Origin of the sequence: Deinococcus sp. Leaf326, from assembly GCF_001424185.1 — a bacterium.
Taxonomy (GTDB): Bacteria; Deinococcota; Deinococci; order Deinococcales; family Deinococcaceae; genus Deinococcus.
In genome coordinates, this window is the sequence record NZ_LMOM01000014.1 from 58035 (window position 1) to 76827 (window position 18793).

Sequence of the window (18793 nt, forward strand, 5' to 3'; positions counted from 1 at the left end):
GGAAGCGTCCTGCCCGACACGAGATCGGGCCGGGGCTGAACACTTGCGGGCGCAATCAGGGTCGGGCGCGGCCCACTCCGGAACATCTGAGCAGGAAGCGCTGGGGCGAAATTGCCTCAGCCCTTCCTCTCTAGCCTACCGGGGTCAGCTGGCGGGGGCCACCTCGGGCAGGGGACGCGGCGCCGCGCGGATGGCCCACAGCCAGACCAGTCCTCCGGTTCCCTGCGCCAGCGCCGCGAAGGCGAACCACAGCCCCAGCGGCAGCCGGTCGAGAATGGGGGAGACCAGCAGGAGGGTCAGGGGCATACCCAGCCCCGAGACCATGCCCAGGACACTGAATACACGGCCCAGGAACTGCTGCGGAACGAGCTGCTGAAGCAGGGTCTGGAAGGGAATGTTGATGAGCCCGAAGCCGAAGCCCAGGAGCGCCGCGCCGGTCCAGAGCACCGCCACCTGCGGCAGGGCCCACAGGACCGCGTAGGTCAGCGAGGTCAGGACCAGGCCCGCGGCGATGACTTTCTGCGGGTCGAAGCGGGGGCCGAACGCCACGGTCGCCGCGCCGGCGAGCAGCATTCCCAGGCTTTCCAGCGCCAGAAAGGTAGCGTAGCCGGTCGCCTGAGCCCCGATACTGCTGAACAGTTTGGGCAGGATGGCTGTGACCGGCGCGAGACTGGCGTTGAGCAGCAGGGCGATGATCGGCGCGAGCACGAGCAGGCGCGAACGGCCCATCACCTGTAGTCCGCCGCGCAGGTCCCCGATGAGATCAAGCGGCGCGCCGGGCGTTCCCACCTCGCGGGGCAGCCGCACCCAGCCCATCAGGGCCGCCATGAGCAGGAAGCTCAGTCCGTCGGCGACGATGGCCGCTGCCGGAGACCACTGGGCGACGACCGCGCCGCCGGCCAGCGTGCCCAGCAGCCAGGCCCCCCGGCCGACGCTGCCCAGCAGACCGTTGGCGCGGCCCAGGGCCTCGGCCGGGACCAGGGTAGGCACCGCCGCGTTGCTGGCGGGCCCAGCGAACGCTCCGGCCAGACCCGTCAGCAGCGCGGCCAGATTGATGGCCCACAGGGGAACGTCGCCCCAGGCTAGGGCCAGCCCGCCGACCGTGAGCTGCAGGGCGCCGCGCAGCAGGTCCGCGCCGATCAGCGGCCACTTCAGGGGAAAGCGGTCGACGAGCACTCCGGCAAACGGCATGAGAAGGTTGGGAATCAGGCTGCAGGCCAGGGTCAGGGCCATCTGCCGCGCGGAGCCGGTCTGGTGCAGCACCAGAAAGCTCAGGGCAATGCCGGCCAGGGCCGTGCCGAATTGCGATTGGGCGGCCCCCAGGAGCCAGATCACGAAACTGCGGTTCCAGAGGGATGAGGTCATGGGTTCAGTGTGTGGAGAGGGCTACAGGAATAAACAGCGGTCCGTTCAGGTAGCTTCTTCCTAGACTGTCGGCGTGAGCGAACATCAGGTGGCCACGGCCGGACAGGCGGCCCTTCTTCTGCGTCCGGACCTCCGGCCCCTGCTGCAACTGCTGATGCGCCGGGCGTGTAGTGCAGGAGACGTGGCCCAGGAACTCGGGGTGCCGCTCGCCCGCGCGTCCTACCTTCTGGGCACCCTGCAGCGGGAGGGCGTCGCCTTCGTGGAGAGGACGGACCCGCGTGCGGGACGGCCGGTCAAGCGGTACCGGGCGGCCCCCAGATGGTTCGTTCCCTACGAGGTCACGTCGTCGGAGACGCTCGAAGGGTTCTGGCTGACCCAGCTGGGGCCGAGGATGGACGCGCTGGCCGCGCTGGCCGCACGGCAGTTGCAGGAGGACCGTCCAGTCTGGGGGTTCTGGCTCTCGCAGGGCGAGATGCACAGCAATCTGGAGATCGGGGACGGCCAGGGTCCGGCCAGAGACCTGTTCGCCAGCGACGAACCCCTGATGCTCACTATCACGGCTCTCCGCCTGCCAGAGCCGCAGGCGCGGCTGCTCAAGCGGCGTCTCTTGGCGGTCCTGAAAGAAGCCGCGTCCTGGGAGGCCGAGAAGGCGCCCACCTATACCCTCAGCCTCCTGCTTGTCCGGGGTGGGGTGGAGTAGCCCCGGACCTGCCGCGTCCCGAGCAACCGGAGACGGGTATCCGGGTCTGGGGGCTGCCGGACTGGTCGCGTTCAGGCCGGTTCCCCGCATGTAGGGCCAGCTTTCACCTTCCGGTGGGGCTGCACGCTTGACATCTTGGGAGGGGCTTACTAAGCTGGCAGAGTCGTTAAATTAATTAAGTAAAGGAGACGAGATGCGCTCCCAGAAAGTGGACCAGCGGGCTGCGCGGGTCATCCACCGCACCATGATTCTCAACGAACTGCGCCGGCATGGGCCGATGAGCCGCACCCAGCTCGCCCAGCGCACGCAGCTGAGCACTGCAGCGGTGTCCTTCGTGACCGCCGACCTGATCGCCGAGGCCCTGCTCGTCGAGCAGTCGCAGCAGGCGAGCCGGGGCCGGGCCGTCCCGCTCGACGTCAATTACGCCGGACATTTCGCCGTGGGCCTGAAGGTGATGGAAACCCGTCTGGAGGCCGTGCTGACCGACCTCTCGCTGCGCACCCTCGCCGAAACCACGGTGGAGTACGCCGACCACACCCCGCAGAGCGTAACTGCTGCCGCTGCGCGCGCCACCACCAAGCTGCTCGCGCAGGCGGGTCTGGGCCGGGAGCGCCTGGGCGGGGTGGGGCTGGGGCTGGCGGGCAACATCGACCCCCGCAGCGGCCTGTGCGTGAACTCCTTCCGGCTGGGGTGGCATAACGTGCCCATCACGGCCCTGATCTCGGAGGCGACCGGGGTACCGGTGTGGGCCGACAACGACGTGAACGCCTTCGCCACCGCCGAGCGTCTGCTGGGCCGGGGCAAGCACGCCCGCGACTTTCTGGTGGTCACGGTGGGGCGCGGCATCGGCTCTGGCCTGGTACTGGGCGGCGAACTGTACCGGGGCGGCCGGGGCGGCGCGGGCGAGCTGGGGCACCTGCTCTCGGAACCGGGCGGGCGGGTGTGCGAGTGCGGCAAGCGCGGCTGTCTGGAAGCCTACGCCTCCGAGCCGAGTCTCGCGCAGCAGCTCGCCGAATCAGGCGAGGGTCTGCACGGCGCCGCCGATTTCGCGGCGCTGGTGGAGGCGGGGCACCCCGGCGCCCTGGCCCTGGTGACGGACGCGGGTACGCGGCTGGGGCGCGCGCTGGCGCAGGCCGCCAACCTGCTCGACCCCGAACTGATCATCGTGGGGGGCGAGGGTGTGCGCCTGGACGAGGCCCTGTTCGCGCCGGCACGCGCGGCCCTAACCGCTCATCTGCACGCGCCGGGCGCCCGCAGCAGCCTGCCGGTGCTCGTCGAACCCTGGGGCGACGACGCCTGGGCCTGCGGCGCCGCCGGTCTGGTGGTCGAGCAGTTCTTCGGCGACCGGGAGCAGGCTCATGCAGCCGGTTCGGGCGTGCCCATGTAGCCGCTCTCCGCGTCCACTCTTTCCTTCTGTTCTCCCGAGCGCGCCGGAACCCGCCCTGGTTCCCAAAGGACCACCGAATGCAAAAGCTCCTGACCCTGACCGCCGTGCTGGCCGCCGCCCTGACCGTCTCCGCCCACGCGCAGCAGCCCAAGAACGTCTTTACCGTAGTGCGCCCGACCCAGTGGGGCGCGCAGAACTTCAACCCCTTCGCGCCCGGCGACCAGCACCTGCTGCCGACCAACAGCGCCATCTACGAGTCGCTCTTCTACGTCAACACCCTGAACGGCAAGGTGACGCCGGTTCTGGGCACCAAGTACACCTGGAGCGCCGACAACAAGACCCTGACCGTCACCACCCGCCCCGGCGTGAAGTGGCACGACGGCTCGGCCTTCAGCGCCCGCGACGCGGCCTTCACCTTCAACTACCTCAAGCAGTACCCGGCGCTGGACACCTCGGCCATCTGGAAAAACGGCCTGGCGAGCGCCAAGGCGACGAACGACACGACCCTGGTCCTGACCTTCTCGAAGGCGAACACGACCATCTTTCCCTACGTCGCCGGGCAGATGATCGTGCCCGAGGCCATCTGGAGCGAAATCTCCTCGCCCCTCACCGAGACGAACGCCAAGCCGGTGGGCACCGGTCCCTTCACCTTCGACGCCTACAGCCAACAGGCCCTGCGCGTGCTCAAAAATCCCAACTACTGGATGAAGGGCCAGCCCTACATCGACGCGGTGGTGTGGGTCTCGACGAACAGCAACGACGCCGCTCTTCTCAAGCTCCTCAAGGGCGAGGCCGACTACGGCTACGTCGGGCAGGCCGACCCGGTGAACGGCTACCAGAAGAAGGGGCCCAACAACCAGTTCTGGTGGCCGGTGACGGGTGACAACTACCTGTACTTCAATACGACCAAGGCGCCCTTCAACGACCCCGCCTTCCGCCGCGCGCTCTCGCAGGCGGTCAACACGGCCAACGTGGCCGAGAAGGCCTACGCCGGGGCCGCCAAGGCCGCGCACAGCAGCGGCGTGATTCCGGGGCAGCAGGCGCAGTGGCTCCCGGCCGGCACCGCCAGCCTGAAGTACGACATGGCGGCTGCCGACACGGCCCTGACCCGGGCCGGCTACAAGAAGAACGCCCAGGGAGTGCGCCTCGGCAAGGACGGCAAGGCCCTGCCCACCTTCAAGATCCTGGTGGGCGCAGGCTGGACCGACTTCATCACGATGGCGCAGGTCGTCGGCGGAGACCTCAAGAAGGTCGGCCTAAACACCCAGATCGACCAGCAGGCCTGGAGCAGCTACTCGGGCGGTCTCCAGACGGGCACCTTCGACATGGGCATCAGCTGGGGCTGGGGCGGCGGCCCGACCCCCTACTACCTGTTCAACCAGAGCTTCGGGCCCGAGTACAGCGCGCCGGTGGGCAAGACCGCGCCCAGCAACCTGTCGCGCTACACCAACCCCGCCGTCACGGCGGCCCTGACCCAGTTCCAGAGCACCAGTGACACGGCCGCCCAGAAAAAGGCGATGGCGACCATCATCAAGACCGTGATGACCGACATGCCCTGGCTGCCGCTCACCGACCGCTCGGAGTTCTCGAACTACTCCACCGTGCGCTTCACCGGCTTCCCAACCGCGCAGAACCCCTACAACGCGGGCACAGCTGACGACACGGCGGGCGCCCGATTGATGTACCTGAACGTCAAGCCCAAGTAAGCCCGCCGGGGAGGCCGGGAGGTCCCGTCGCCTCCCGGCCCCGTCTTTTCGAGGTGCCCATGCCCTACCTGCTGCGCAAATTCCTGTTTCTGCTGCTGACCCTCTGGGTGGCAGTCACGCTCAACTTCGTCCTGCCTCGCCTCGTGCCCGGCGATCCCATCGGCGCCATGCTCGCCAAGTATCAGGGCAAGCTCGACCCTTCGGCGGTGGACGCCCTGACGGTCGCCTACGGCCTGAACGATCAGGGCAGCCTCTTTACGCAGTACGTGACCTACCTGGGCAACATGCTGCGCGGCGACTTCGGGCGCTCCATCGGGCAGTTTCCGACGCCGGTCGTGGACATCGTCGCCCAGGCCGCGCCCTGGACCATCGGACTGGTGGGCATCTGCACCGTACTGGCCTTTTTTCTGGGCAGTGCCTTGGGCCTGTACAGCGCGTGGCGGCGGGGCGGGCGGCTGGCCGACGCCCTGCCGCCCATCGCCCTGTTCCTGAACTCCATGCCGTACTTCTGGTTCGCGCTGCTGCTGCTGTATCTGCTGGCCTTCCGCACCGGCACCTTTCCTCTCAGCGGCAATCTCGACCCCTTCCTGACGCAGTTCAGCGCCGAGTGGTGGAAGAGTCTGGTGCGCCACGCCGCGCTGCCCGCCCTGACCCTCGTGGTGACGGCGGCGGGCGGCTGGCTGATCACCATGCGCAACAACGTCATGGGCGTGATGGGCGAGGACTACGTCGCCTTCGCCCGCGCCAAGGGCCTGAGCGAGGGCCGGCTGCTGAACCGCTATGTGCTGCGCAACGCCCTGCTGCCGAGCTTCACAGCCTTCGGCATGGCGCTGGGCTTCGTGGTGGGCGGCAGCATCCTGACCGAGACGGTGTTTTCGTACCCGGGGCTGGGTCTACAGCTCTACAACGCCGTGACCACGCTGGACTATCCACTCATGCAGGCAATCTTCCTGTTCATCGCCCTGGCGGTGCTCGTCGCCAACTTCTTCGTGGACGCGCTGTACGCCGTTCTCGACCCGCGTGTGCGTGACGGGAAGGCCGGATGAAGAACCTCCTGAGCTTCCTGCGGCGTTCGCCCCGCGCGGCGGCCGGCGCGGCCCTGTTGCTGCTGATGTTCGCGCTGGCGCTTTTCGCTCCGCTGCTCACCCCCTACTCGCCGGTCTCTCAGGATTACCCGACGTGGCTGCCGCCGCAGGCCGGGCACCCCCTGGGCACGACCGCGCTCGGGCAGGACATCTGGTCTCAGCTCCTGTACGGCGCGCGGCTGACGCTGCTCATTGGCTTCACGGCCGGTATCGTCGCCACCTTCATCGGCACGGCGCTGGGGCTCACGGCCGCCTATTTCGGTGGCAAGGTCGACGAGGCCATCAACGTGTTGATCAACGTCTTTCTGGTGCTACCGGGGCTGCCGCTGCTCATCATCGCCAGCGCCTTCCTGCGGGGCGGCGGCGTGTGGTCCATCATCATCGTCATCGCGCTCACCGGCTGGGCCTGGGGGGCGCGGGTCCTGCGCTCGCAGGCCCTCGCGCTGCGGAACCGCGACTTCGTGTCGGCGGCCATCGCCTCGGGCGAGCGGCCGCTGCGCATCATCTTCGCAGAGATGCTCCCCAACCTCGCGGGCCTCATCGCGGCGAGTTTCTTCAGCACTGCGCTGTACGCCATTCTCTCGGAAGCCGGGCTGGCCTTCCTGGGCATGGGCGACGTGTCGCAGGTCACCTGGGGCACGCTGCTGTACTGGGCGCAGGCGCGCGGCGCGCTCCTCCAGGGGGCGTGGTGGTGGATCGCCGCGCCGGGCCTGATGATCGCGCTGCTGGGGACGGCCTTCGCACTCATCAACTTCGGGATCGACGAGATCACCAACCCGCGCATCGTGAATGCGGGGATGGGCCGCCGCAAGGAGCGCCAGTCGGCCGGCAGGGCGAAGGTGGCCCCGGCTCTAGCCGCCGCGCCCGCCCCGGTCGCCGCGCCGCTGCTGGCTGTCTCGCACCTCGACGCCGGCTACCTCACGCCGCGCACGGGCCGCGCGGGAAGCGGGCGTGTGCGGGCGGTGCGCGACGTGTCGCTGGATATCGCCCCCGGCGAGTTCGTGGGGTTGGCGGGCGAGTCGGGCTGCGGCAAGTCCACCCTGGCCTTCGCGGCGACGCGGCTCCTGGAAGCCCCCGGAGCGGTCTTCGGCGGCGAGTCGCGCCTGTCGGGCCAGGACCTGCTGGTCCTGAGCCCCGAGGAACTGCGCCGCGTGCGCTGGCGAGACTACTCGGTGGTGTTCCAGGCGAGCATGAGCATCCTCAACCCCGTGCTGCGCGTGCGTGAACAGGTCTACGACGCGATGCAGGCGCACGGCGTGAAGGACCCGGCCCGGCTGGAGGCCCGCGCCCGCGAACTGTTCGAGCTCGTCGGCATCCGCCCGGATTATCTGGCGGCCTACCCGCACCAGCTTTCGGGCGGCATGAAGCAGCGCGTGGTGATCGCCATCGCGCTGGCCCTCGAACCCAAGCTCGTCGTGATGGACGAGCCGACCACGGCGCTCGACGTGGTGGTGCAGCGCCAGATCCTGCAGGAGATCGACTCGGCGCGCCGCCGCCTGGGCATCTCGGTCGTGTTCATCACGCACGACCTGTCGCTGCTCGTCGAGATGAGTGACCGCATCGCCATCATGTATGCCGGTGAAATCATCGAGGAGGCGCCGGCCGCCGACCTCTACGCCCGCCCGCTGCACCCTTACACCGAGCGCCTGATGCACGCCTTCCCGCCGCTGGACGGTCCGCGCGAGCGCCGGAGCGGCATTCCAGGCCGGCCCCCACCCCTGAGCGCCGACTCTCCCGGCTGTCCTTTCTTCGACCGCTGCCCCAGCCGCATGCCCGGCAGGTGCGACACCCAGAAACCCGCCAGCGTAGAAATCGTGCCGGGCCACCGCGTCGCGTGTTTCCTGCACTCCAGCGCCGTCAAACCGGCACCCAAATCCCAGGAGTACCCTGATGCCGCCGACTGATGCCCTGTCCGCCTCAGGTCCTACGCCTCCACCCGCCCTGGAACTGAACGGCCTGACCAAGGTGTTCACCGTGGGAAGATCGGGCCGCAGCGTGACGGCCGTGAACGACGTGACCCTCACCCTCGGGCGCGGCGAGGTGCTTGGGCTGGTGGGCGAGTCCGGCAGCGGCAAGAGCACCGTCGCCCGCCTGCTCTCGCGTCTGCACGAGCCGACGCGCGGCGCGCTGCGCCTGAACGGCCAGCCGGTGCCCGCGCGGCTCTCGGGCCGCTCCCTGCAGTCCTTTCGTCGGCAGGTCCAGATGATCTTTCAGGACCCCTTCGCCAGCCTCAATCCGCTGCATACGGTGGGCTACATCGTGGGGCGGCCCCTCCAGATTCACGGCCTGGCGCGTGGGCGCGAGGTGGGGCCGCAGGTCGCAGCGCTGCTGGACCGCGTGGGGCTGTCGCCCGGCGCGGACTACGCCGCCAAACGGCCCCACGAACTCTCGGGCGGGCAGCGTCAGCGCGTGGTGATCGCCCGCGCCCTCGCCGCGCGCCCCGGTGTGATCCTGGCCGACGAACCGACCTCGGCGCTCGACGTGTCCATCCGGCTCGACATCATGAACCTGCTGCTCGACCTGCGCGACCAGGAGGGCCTGTCGATGCTGTTCATCACCCACGACCTCGCGGGCGCGCGGTACATGAGCGACCGCGTCGCCGTGATGTACGCCGGGCACATCGTCGAGATCGGTCCCTCCGAGGCGGTGATCGGGGAGCCCCAGATGCCCTACACGCAACTGCTCCGGAGCGCGGCGCCCAAGCCGGGGGGCAACCTCGGCGCCGGCCCGCTGGAGGCGCGCGGCGAGGTGCCCGACCTCGGCAACCTGCCGCCCGGCTGTCCCTTCGAGCCGCGTTGTCCCCACGCCCGCGCCGCGTGCCGGGAGAGCCTGCCCCGCCTGTATGACGTGGGGCCGGGCCACCAGGCGCGCTGCATCCTCCACGACCCGGCGCTGGCCGCGCAGCCGCTCCTCCATTCGCCGGCGCCCGCAGCCCCCCAGCCTCAGATCTGATCCGGATTTTCCGTACAAGGACGTTTCCATGCCCCAGCACATTCCCTTTGTAGAAGACCTCCTCGCGCGCATGACCCTGGACGAAAAGATCGGTCAGATGACCCAGCCCGAAAAGAACAGCGTGAAGCCCGGCGACGTGGCCCGCCTCGGCCTGGGCTCGGTCCTGAGCGGCGGCGGCGGCAACCCCGACCCCAACAGCCCCCAGGGCTGGCGCGACATGGTGACGGCGTTTATCGCCGAGGCGCAGGAGGCGCGCCTGAAGATTCCACTGCTCTACGGCTCGGACGCCGTACACGGGCACAACAACGTGGTGGGGGCAACCATCTTTCCGCACAATATTGGCCTGGGGGCGACGAACGACCCGGATCTGCTGCGCCGCATCGGCCGCGCGACCGCGCTCGAGGCCGCCGCCACGAATGTGCGCTGGGCCTTCGCGCCCGCCGTGAGCATCCCACAGGACTTCCGCTGGGGCCGCAGCTACGAGGGCTACGGCCAGGACCCGGCGCTCGTGGGCCGGCTGGCCGCCGCGCTCGTGGAGGGCCTGAAGGGCGAGGGCTGGAACTCGCCCACGGCCGTATTGCCCTCGGTCAAGCACTTCGTCGCCGATGGGGCGACCGACTGGGGCAGTGGCAAGCGCGCCCGCATGACCGACCCCGACCACGACCGCACGCTGGCGATTGCCCAGATGGGCGAGGACTTCGTGACCCTGCTCGACAAAGGCGCGTGGCAGATCGACCAGGGCGACTCGTCAATCGACGAGGAGACGCTGCGCGCCGTGCACCTGCCGCCCTACCGCGCCGCCATTGAGGCCGGGGCCCTGAACGTGATGGTGTCCTACAGCAGCTGGCAGGGCCTCAAGATGCACGGACACCGCTACCTGATCACCAACGTGCTCAAGGGCGAATTAGACTTTGCGGGCTTCGTCGTCTCGGACTGGGAGGGCGTGCAGCAGGTCGCGCCCGACTTCGAGGCGGCCGTGCGCGAGTCGGTCAATGCGGGCGTGGACATGGTGATGGTGCCCTTCGACTACGAGAGCTTCATCGCCTCGCTGCGCCGCGCGGTGGAGGCGGGCGAGGTAAGTGGCGAGCGCATCGACGACGCCGTGCGCCGCATCCTGAACACCAAGTATGCCCTCGGGCTGTTCGGGCAGCCGCATACCGACCCGGCGCTGCTCTCCGAGGTCGGCTCGGACGCCCACCGCGCCCTGGCCCGCGAGGCCGCTGCCAAATCGGCCGTGCTCCTCAAGAACGAGGGCGTGTTTCCCCTTCCTGACGACGGCCAGCTTCTCGTGGCCGGCCGGGCTGCCGACGACCTCGGCCTGCAATGCGGTGGCTGGACGATCACCTGGATGGGCGGCGAGGGTGCGACCACCACCGGCACCACGCTGCTGGAGGGGCTGCGGGCCGGGGCCGGTGGGCGCCGGATCGAGTACGCTCCGGCCGGCGAGGGCGAGGAACGTTTTCCCGTGGGCCTCGTCGTGCTGGCGGAGGAACCCTACGCCGAGGGCATGGGCGACCGCGCGTCGCTGGCCCTGACCGACGAGCACCGCGCCCTCGTCGCGCGGATGCAGGCCCGCTGCGACCAGGTGGCCGTGGTGCTGTATTCGGGCCGCCCGCTGATCGTGACGGAGGACCTGAAGGGCTGGGACGCCTTCGTCGCGGCGTGGCTGCCCGGTAGCGAGGGCACCGGGTTGGCCGACGTGCTGCTGGGCGCGCGGCCCTTCACCGGGCGGCTGTCCTTCGACTGGCCGCGCACGCTCGCCGACCTGCCGCGCCGCGAGGGGTCGGACACGCTGTTCCGGGTGGGCGAAGGGCAGACGGCCGACGTGGCCGGGGAGCGCTCGCCGGTCACGCGCTGAAGTCCGGCGTGGGGCCGGGGAGCGGTAGATTCCGTGCAGCTCCCTCGGCTCCACCCGCCGGCTCCTCTAGAACCGGAGTCTGGTGCTGAGCATCCCCCCGTCGACATCTAGGATGCTGCCCTGGACAAAGGCGGCTTCGGAGGAGACGAGGAACCGGACGCCGTAGGCGATATCGATGGGCCGGACCGGACGGCCCGACACGGTTGCGGAGGTCATCGCGTCAAGGACGGCGGCGAAGTCGGCGTTGCCCGGCGTCAGGGTGGCGCCGGGGGCGACCGTGTTGACCCGGACGCCGCGCGGGCCGTATTCCGCCGCCCAGTTGCGGGTCATCTGCTCCAGGGCGGCTTTCGAGGCGGTGTACATGGCCCCGCTGGCAGTGCCGACCCGGCCCATCCAGGACCCGATATTGACGATATTGCCCGACCCCCGCGTGGCCATGCCGGGCGCGAGCGCCGCGACAAGCACGTGCGGTGCCCGGATGTTCGTCGCCAGCAGCGCGTCGAGGTCGTGGTCCGGGAGCAGCTCGGTCGGCGTGACGGGATAGACCCCGGCATTGTTGACAAGAAGGTCCACCCGGCCGCCGAGCGCCGCCGTGGCCTCCTGCGCGAAGCTCCGCAGCTCGGCGTAGGAGCCGGAGAGGTCGGCGGGCACGGCCCAGGCCTGGCCCCCGGCCGAGGTGACGGCGTCGGTGACCCGCCGCGCGCGGGCGGCGTCGCGGCCACTCACCACGACCTCGGCGCCGGAGGCGGCCAGGACATAGGCGATGGCCTCACCGATGCCGCTCGTAGAGCCGGTGACGATGGCCTTCTGGCCCGAGAGCCGGGTATCGCGCGGTAGAGTGGCAAGCAGGTCGGCGTTGGTGTGCAGGTCGTTCGGCATGAGGGTTCCTTCTGGCCGGGAACGCAGAGCCGAATCAAAAGCGGTTGCATTCCCGAATCGGTTGAAGCCTAGTCGAACTGATGCGATAATGCAACCAGTGAAGAAGCAAGGTGACGACTCCGTCCGCTCGGGCTGCCCGGTGAGCCTGGGGCTGGACATTTTTGGTGACCGCTGGACCCTGCTCATCGTCCGTGACCTGATGTTCGGGGGCAAGCGCCATTTCCGGGAGATGCTGGCCTCCGAGGAACACATCTCGTCGAACATCCTGGCCGACCGCCTGAAACTGTTGCTGGCGCAGGACATCGTCAGCGCGGCCCCCGACCCGGCTCATGCCCAGAAGGTCATCTACCGGCTGACCGAGAAGGGCGTCGCCCTGTACCCGGTCTTGATGGCGATCAGTGAGTGGAGCTACCAATATCGCCCGGTCGAGGAGCGTTATCTCGCGGGTCACCTCGCCGGAGGCGCTGCCGACGAGGCCGAGGCGATAGCCGACCTGCGCCGGACGCATCTCGCGTAAGCCGGACGCCGGGGGAGATCCGGTCAATTGTCGGGCGACCCCGTGAACCCCCTGGAGTGACCTTCTCGCCGCGAAGGCACTCAGCCCCGGCGGTGGCGCCCGGGGGCGCCGGAGGGGGCCGGTCCCGACGACTCGCGGATCACGAGTTCGGTGGGGAAGGGGAGGGGCGGCCTGGGCGCGCCGCCCTCGGCCAGTTCGACGAGCAGTTGCACGGCGACCTCGCCCATCCGGCGCAGGGGCTGACGCACCGTGGTCAGGGCCGGGCGGGCGGCGGCGGCGATGGGCAGGTCGTCGAAGCCCACCACCGAGAGGTCCTGCGGCACCCGGAAACCCAGGTCCTGCGCGGCGTGCAGAGCGCCCAGCGCCATCGCGTCCCCGGCAGCGAAGAGGGCCGTGGGCGGCGGCGAAAGGGCCAGCAGCTCGCGGGCCGCGCGCGCGCCGCTCTCCTGGGTGTAGTCGCCGTGCCGGACGTAGCGTTCGGGGTCCAGCCCGGCCTCGCGCAGCGTATCTCCGTAGCCGCGCAGGCGCTCGGCGGCGTCGTCGCGCCCGGTCTGCGGCCCCTGCGGTTCCGAGAGCAGCCCCGTGATCAGGCCGATGCGGGTATGCCCCAGCGCCAGCAGGTGCGCGGTGGCCTGCCGCGCCCCGCCGGCATTGTCGGTGCCCAGCACCCGCTCGCCGGGGCCGTCCACGCTCACGAGGTGGGGCGGCAGCTCGGCGCGGCGCGGCCAGTCGCCGGCCGAGGGCTGGATGAGCAGGGCCCCCGCCGAGAGCCGCGCCATCAGCGACAGGTCCGCGCCGCCGCCCCCCGAGCGCATCACGACCACGAGGTCGTAGCGTAACTCCTCGGCTGCCTGCGCCGCGCCCTGCACGACCTCGGCGGCGTAGGGCCGGTTGAGCTGCGGCGTGAACACGCTCAGCATCCGGCTGCGTCCACCGGCCAGCGCGCGGGCCACCTCGTTGACGCGGTAGCCGGTCGCCGCCACCGCCTCGAGGACCCGCTGCCGCGTCGCCGGCCGCACACCGGGCCGCCCGTTGATGACGTTCGACACTGTCATAGGCGACACGCCCGCGTGCCGGGCCACGTCGGCGAGGGTCAGGTCCGGTGCGGCGGCCCGGCCCGGTCTGCCGGTATTTCCTCTCTCGTCTCTGTCCATCGCGCCTTCATTGTGCCGCTGCACTGCCTAGCCAACCTATTGTCATGCCCAGAATGTAGCGCTATATTTCAGGGGTAACCCCCCAATCTGCCCTGCCGAAGCCCCGAGTCTTCGTTCCCATCCGGCCCCAGGAGGCCCCTATGGTCGTTTTCGGCGATTCCAGAGCGCCCCCGGCTTGCCCTGTCGAGGCTGAAGATTATAGCGCTATAAATTCCGTCCTCCCGGCACAGTCGACGTCACCTACGGGCGTTGCCGGACCCTCTGGAGACCCACGATGACCCTGAAAACCTCCGTGTTGCTGTTCTCGGCCCTCGCCCTCAGCGCCTGCGGACAAAGCCCCTCACCGCAGGCGGGCGGCCCGGCCGGCCTCTTTCAGGCGCAGGCCACCTGCGGGGGCACCAACCTCGCGCAGGGCAAGGCAGCTACGGCGTCAAGCACCGAGAACGGCGGTACCCCGGCGAGCGCGGCGGTGGACGGCGACGCGGGCACGCGCTGGTCGAGCGCCTTCAGTGACCCCCAGTGGCTGCGGGTGGACCTGGGCAGCACCCAGAGCCTGTGCCAGGTGACCATCCAGTGGGAGGCCGCCTATGCCCGGACCTTCCGCATCGAGGTGTCGGGCGACGGCAGCACCTGGAGCGCCGCCTCGCCCGACACGGCCGGCACAGGCGGTACCCAGACGGTGGCGGTGAGCGGCAGCGGGCGCTACGTGCGTCTCTACTCGACCGCGCGGGCGACCGGCTACGGGGTGTCCATGTTCGAATTCAAGGTGAACGGTGCGGGGACGACGACTACCCTGCCGACCTCCGACACGCCGGACTTTGGGCCGAACGTGACCATCTTTGACCCGTCGGTGCCGGCCTCGACCATTCAGTCGAAGGTTGACGCGGCCTTCAACGCGCAGCTGCGCAGCCAGACCGCGCAATTCGGGGACCAGCGGTACACCTTCTTGTTCAAGCCGGGCAGCTACGGTCGGGTGTGGGCCAATGTGGGCTTCTACACGACCCTGGCGGGCCTGGGCAGGAACCCCGACGACGTGACGATCACCGGGGCCATCAATGTGGACAGCGGCTGGAACTACGGCGACGAGTCGAACGCCACCCAGAACTTCTGGCGCTCGGCAGAGAACCTCGCCGTGATTCCCGAGGGCGGCACGAACCGCTGGGCCGTGTCGCAGGCGGCCCCCATGCGCCGCGTGCATATCCGGGGCAACCTGACGCTGGGACCGTCCAACCAGGACGGCGGGCAGGGCTACTCCAGTGGCGGCTATCTCTCGGACAGCCGGGTGGACGGCGCGGTGACCTCGGGGTCGCAGCAGCAGTGGTATACCCGAGACAGCACGCTGGGAAGCTGGAGCGGCTCGGTGTGGAACATGGTGTTCTCGGGCGTACAGGGCGCCCCGGCACAGAACTTCCCGAACCCGTCGCACACGGTGCTGGGCACCACCCCCGCCTCGCGTGAGAAACCGTACCTGTACTTCGAGAACGGCAAGTACAGCGTCTTCGTGCCATCGCTGCGCACGAACGCCGCGGGGGTGACGTGGCCCAACACGCCCGGCACCTCCATTCCCATGAGCCAGTTCTATGTGGCGCGGCCCAGCGACAGCGCCGCCACGCTGAACCAGGCGCTGTCGCTGGGGCTCAACCTGTTTTTCACACCAGGCGTGTATCACCTGAACCAGACCCTGAACGTCACCCGCGCGAATACGGTTGTGCTGGGTCTGGGCTACCCGACGCTGGTGCCCGACGGCGGCGTCAACGCGATGTCGGTCGCCGACGTGGACGGCGTGAAGGTGGCAGGCCTGCTGTTCGACGCGGGAACGGTGAACAGCCCGGCACTGCTGACCGTGGGGCAGTCGGGCGTACACACCAACCACGCCACCAACCCCATCAGCGTGCAGGACGTGTTCTTCCGCATCGGGGGGGCGGTGGCGGGCAAGTCCACGACCAGCCTGATCGTGCACAGCGACAACACCATCGTGGACCATATCTGGGCATGGCGCGCCGACCACGGCATCAACCCGACCGGCTGGACCGTCAACACCGCCGATACCGGCCTGATCGTGAACGGCAACAATGTGCTCGCCACGGGCCTGTTCGTCGAGCACTATCAGAAGTACGAGGTGCTGTGGAACGGGCAGGGCGGCAAGACCATCTTCTTCCAGAACGAGAAGCCCTACGACGTGCCCGACCAGGCGACGTGGCGCAGCGGCGCAAATGGCTACGCGGCCTACAAGGTGGCCGACGGTGTGACCACCCACGAGGGCTGGGGTCTGGGCAGCTATGCCTTTTTCAACGTGAACCCGGCGGTGCGGGTGGACCGCGCCTTCGAGGTGCCCAACGTGAGCGGCGTGAAGATGCACGACCTCGTAACCGTGTCGCTGAACAACAAGGGCAGCATCGACCGCATCATCAACAACGCGGGCGCCGCCGTGCCGCAGCCGAACACGAACACGGCGCCGAGCTATCTGGTCAACTACCCCTGAATGGTCGCGCCCACCGGCGCTGACCGCCCGCTCACCCAGTAGGACGAAAGCGTCCAGCCGGAGCTGCCTGCGCAGAACCGTGCTGGACGCTTTCGCTGCCCCGCGGCCGGAAGACGGAAATCACTCCGGGCGGCTGCGGGCGGAACTCAGGGGCGCAGCAGTACCTTGCCTGACTTGCCGGGCGTCAGCGACGCCTGGACCGCCTGCCGGATGTCCGCGAAGGCGTAGGTGCCCTCGACCGGCAATTGCAGCTGCCCCCCGGCCACGAGGCCGACGAGTTCGCGGATCAATCGGGTGCGTTCCTCGGCCGGCATGTCCGCGATGATGCGGCTGCCCCAGAAGCCCTTGACCGTCAGGTGCTTGAAGATCACGTCGCCCGAGGGAATGTGCATGGGGCCGCCCGACATGGTTCCGAAGGACACGAGCAGGCCGTCGCTGCCCAGCAGGTCCGCGAGGTCGCCCGAGGCGTCGCCGCCGATGGAGTCCACGGCCGCGCGGATGGGGGCGTCGCCGTGCAGGGCGCGCACCTGATCCTTCCAGCCGGGCTGCGCAGTCGAGACGACGTTCCCGATGCCCAGGTCGTTCATCTCGGTCATGCCCGCGTCGCGGCGCACGAGGTTGATGGTGTGGACGCCGCGCGCCGCCGTGAGCATCGCCAGCGTCTTGCCCACCGCGCCGTTGGCCGTGTTCTGGACGATCCAGTCGCCAGTCTTGACCCCGAGGAAGTCCAGCAGCGACAGGGCGCTCAGCGGCATGGCGATGAGCTGCGCGGCCGCCTCGTCCGATACGGCGTCGGGCAGCGGTACGAGGCCGGCGGCCGGGGCCAGGAAGTACTCGCCCCAAGTGCCGGTGCCCGACGCGCTGTTGACCCGGCGCCCGATCAGGCCGGCGTCCACGCCCTCGCCCACAGCGTCCACGACGCCCACGGCCTCGGTCCCGCCCACGGCCGGCAGCGCCGGCTTGTGGCCGTAGCTGCCCCGCACGGTCCACAGGTCGTGGTTATGGATGGCGGCGAGCACCGTCTTGATCCGCACCTGGCGGGGGCCAGGCTCCGGCAGGGCCAGCTCGCCGAGGCTCAGGACGGTTTCGGGTTCTCCAAACTGTGTGTAGACGACGCTTTTCATGATGTACCTCCAGAAGAGTTCGGGTGGCGGTCGGGGCCGCCGGGATGGGGGAGAGGGAACAGGTTCAGGCCGCCGGAGCCGCCGGGGTCAGGAGCTGCGCCGTGACGACCAGGGCGTCGTGCAGCGGCTGGGCACTTTTCTGGACCTTGGAGAGGACGGCCGCGCCGAGCCACATCGAGTACAGTGCCTGCGCCAACGTGCCGGGTGGGGTGGCTGCGGGGATGGACCCCTCGGCCTGCCCGGCCGTAACGACGGCACTGACCCGGCTGATGAGTCGCGCCGCGCCCTCGTTGGTCAGGCGCCGCAGGTCGCCCGGCAGATCGGCGATCTCGGCCCCCAGCTTGACGACCAAGCAGTGGTGGGCCAGCCCCTCGTGGCCCGAGGAGTCGAGCCACGCCTGCCAGAACCGCATGAGCCGGGTGCGGGCGTCGCCCTTCTGGCCCAGCAGCCGGTCGAGACGCTGTTCGTACTCGGCGAAATAGTCGTCCAGCAGGGCGCAGCCAAACGCCTCCTTCGAGGCGAAGTAGTGGTAGAAGGAGCCCTTGGGCACGCCGCCGGTCTCCAGCAGTTCCTTGAGGCCAACGCCTCCGTACCCCTTCTGGAGAACCTGCTGCCGGCCCACGTCGAGCAGATGTCGGCGGGTCTGTTCTCCTTTCGTCATCACGGCCACCCTCAGGATATAGCAGAAAATAGACCGGTCGTCTAGAAAGCTGCGTTCGGTGAAAAGTTGAAGGATTTCTTCCAGCCGAAGGAGCCGACCTCGCCTCTATTGATCTCGGCATAAATTGGAGTCCATCAAGTGCTGTGGAAGCTGGATGTAGCGTACGCGCTGCCAGGCCCTGACCAACCGGGCCTTGAGCTCGTCCACGTTCGACGCACAGAAGTTCCCATCAAGTGCTGTGGAAGCTGGATGTAGCGTACGCGCTGCCAGGCCCTGACCAACCGGGCCTTGAGCTCGTCCACGTTCGACGCACAGAAGTTCCCCAGGACATTGCGCTTGACATATGCCCAGACCAGCTCGATGGGGTTGAGCTCTGGGGCATACGGCGGTAAGTACACCAGTGAGAGACGTTCGTGGCTGGCCACGAACGTCTGCACGGCTTTGGCCCGATGGATGCTCGCATTGTCCAGGACGACCACCANGCATACGGCGGTAAGTACACCAGTGAGAGACGTTCGTGGCTGGCCACGAACGTCTGCACGGCTTTGGCCCGATGGATGCTCGCATTGTCCAGGACGACCACCAAGTGCCCGGTCACATGGCGCAACACATGCTCGAAAAACTGGATCACATCCCCACTCCGCATGGCGCCCTTTTTTGTGTTCTGGAAGAACTGTCCCCCCGAGGTGATTGCCCCTATGGTGGANACATGCTCGAAAAACTGGATCACATCCCCACTCCGCATGGCGCCCTTTTTTGTGTTCTGGAAGAACTGTCCCCCCGAGGTGATTGCCCCTATGGTGGAMAGCTTCTCCCAGGTCTGCCGGCGTACGCCCTTCATCGCAAAGCCCACCTCATCGAGATAGACCAAGGTGGCGCCCTCAGCGACCTTTTTTTTTCAACTCCGGGGCCACCTGTTCTTT

The 18793-nt window shown here is 68.9% G+C and carries 14 protein-coding genes and 2 pseudogenes; 9 read left to right on the plus strand and 7 right to left on the minus strand.

Going from position 1 to position 18793, the window contains the following annotated elements; translation table 11 throughout:
• Nucleotides 1-144: 144 nt before the first annotated feature.
• The gene (locus ASF71_RS05390) at nucleotides 145-1365 is read right to left on the minus strand and encodes an MFS transporter (RefSeq protein WP_056296209.1); all 1221 of its coding nucleotides are present in this window, start codon (nucleotides 1363-1365) and stop codon (nucleotides 145-147) included.
• A gap of 73 nt (nucleotides 1366-1438) precedes the next feature.
• Between ASF71_RS05390 and ASF71_RS05395 the strand changes: the two genes are divergently transcribed.
• The 7 genes from ASF71_RS05395 (at nucleotide 1439) to ASF71_RS05425 (ending at nucleotide 11053) form a co-directional block, all read left to right on the plus strand.
• On the plus strand, nucleotides 1439-2065 hold the full coding sequence (locus ASF71_RS05395) for a hypothetical protein (protein ID WP_056296210.1): 627 nt from the start codon (nucleotides 1439-1441) through the stop codon (nucleotides 2063-2065).
• Nucleotides 2066-2258: 193 nt separating this feature from the next.
• Nucleotides 2259-3452 (plus strand): ROK family protein, encoded by a 1194-nt coding sequence (locus tag ASF71_RS05400; RefSeq protein ID WP_056296213.1) that lies wholly within the window; start codon nucleotides 2259-2261, stop codon nucleotides 3450-3452.
• A 77-nt stretch (nucleotides 3453-3529) separates the two neighbouring features.
• Nucleotides 3530-5158: an ABC transporter substrate-binding protein gene (locus ASF71_RS05405; protein WP_056296216.1), complete on the plus strand. Its 1629-nt coding sequence runs from the start codon at nucleotides 3530-3532 to the stop codon at nucleotides 5156-5158.
• Nucleotides 5159-5217: 59 nt separating this feature from the next.
• Nucleotides 5218-6204, plus strand: coding sequence for an ABC transporter permease (locus ASF71_RS05410; RefSeq protein WP_056296219.1), 987 nt, complete (start codon nucleotides 5218-5220; stop codon nucleotides 6202-6204).
• Complete coding sequence (locus ASF71_RS05415; protein WP_056296222.1) at nucleotides 6201-8147, plus strand: dipeptide/oligopeptide/nickel ABC transporter permease/ATP-binding protein; 1947 nt, start codon at nucleotides 6201-6203, stop codon at nucleotides 8145-8147. Before ASF71_RS05410 ends, ASF71_RS05415 begins: the two co-directional genes overlap by 4 nt.
• The gene (locus ASF71_RS05420) at nucleotides 8134-9195 is read left to right on the plus strand and encodes an ABC transporter ATP-binding protein (protein WP_056296225.1); all 1062 of its coding nucleotides are present in this window, start codon (nucleotides 8134-8136) and stop codon (nucleotides 9193-9195) included. The genes ASF71_RS05415 and ASF71_RS05420 overlap by 14 nt, the downstream gene beginning before the upstream one ends.
• Before the next feature lie 28 nt (nucleotides 9196-9223).
• A complete protein-coding gene (locus ASF71_RS05425; protein ID WP_056296228.1) occupies nucleotides 9224-11053 on the plus strand; it encodes a glycoside hydrolase family 3 protein in 1830 nt (609 codons plus the stop codon).
• Nucleotides 11054-11119: 66 nt separating this feature from the next.
• Here the strand turns inward: ASF71_RS05425 and ASF71_RS05430 are convergent, their stop codons facing one another.
• The gene (locus ASF71_RS05430) at nucleotides 11120-11932 is read right to left on the minus strand and encodes an SDR family NAD(P)-dependent oxidoreductase (protein WP_156372626.1); all 813 of its coding nucleotides are present in this window, start codon (nucleotides 11930-11932) and stop codon (nucleotides 11120-11122) included.
• A 97-nt stretch (nucleotides 11933-12029) separates the two neighbouring features.
• Between ASF71_RS05430 and ASF71_RS05435 the strand changes: the two genes are divergently transcribed.
• Nucleotides 12030-12449 (plus strand): helix-turn-helix domain-containing protein, encoded by a 420-nt coding sequence (locus tag ASF71_RS05435; RefSeq protein ID WP_200939663.1) that lies wholly within the window; start codon nucleotides 12030-12032, stop codon nucleotides 12447-12449.
• Between the two features lie 80 nt (nucleotides 12450-12529).
• Here the strand turns inward: ASF71_RS05435 and ASF71_RS05440 are convergent, their stop codons facing one another.
• Nucleotides 12530-13603 carry a LacI family DNA-binding transcriptional regulator gene (locus tag ASF71_RS05440; RefSeq protein WP_056296235.1) on the minus strand — a complete coding sequence of 358 codons (1074 nt, stop codon included), beginning with the start codon at nucleotides 13601-13603 and terminating at the stop codon, nucleotides 12530-12532.
• A gap of 274 nt (nucleotides 13604-13877) precedes the next feature.
• Between ASF71_RS05440 and ASF71_RS05445 the strand changes: the two genes are divergently transcribed.
• Nucleotides 13878-16085, plus strand: a complete 2208-nt coding sequence (locus ASF71_RS05445) for a discoidin domain-containing protein (protein ID WP_056296238.1) — start codon at nucleotides 13878-13880, stop codon at nucleotides 16083-16085.
• Nucleotides 16086-16231: 146 nt separating this feature from the next.
• On the opposite strand, the gene ASF71_RS05450 is transcribed toward ASF71_RS05445, so the two are convergent.
• The 4 genes and pseudogenes from ASF71_RS05450 to ASF71_RS24920 all read right to left on the minus strand — a co-directional run.
• Nucleotides 16232-17209, minus strand: coding sequence for a zinc-binding dehydrogenase (locus ASF71_RS05450; RefSeq protein ID WP_056296240.1), 978 nt, complete (start codon nucleotides 17207-17209; stop codon nucleotides 16232-16234).
• A gap of 64 nt (nucleotides 17210-17273) precedes the next feature.
• The gene (locus tag ASF71_RS05455; protein ID WP_056296274.1) at nucleotides 17274-17870 is read right to left on the minus strand and encodes a TetR/AcrR family transcriptional regulator; all 597 of its coding nucleotides are present in this window, start codon (nucleotides 17868-17870) and stop codon (nucleotides 17274-17276) included.
• Nucleotides 17871-18004: 134 nt separating this feature from the next.
• Nucleotides 18005-18351: pseudogene (locus ASF71_RS24480) on the minus strand (transposase); the annotation flags it as partial.
• A gap of 1 nt (nucleotide 18352) precedes the next feature.
• A pseudogene (locus tag ASF71_RS24920) lies at nucleotides 18353-18570 on the minus strand (transposase); the annotation flags it as partial.
• Between the last annotated feature and the right edge of the window lie 223 nt (nucleotides 18571-18793).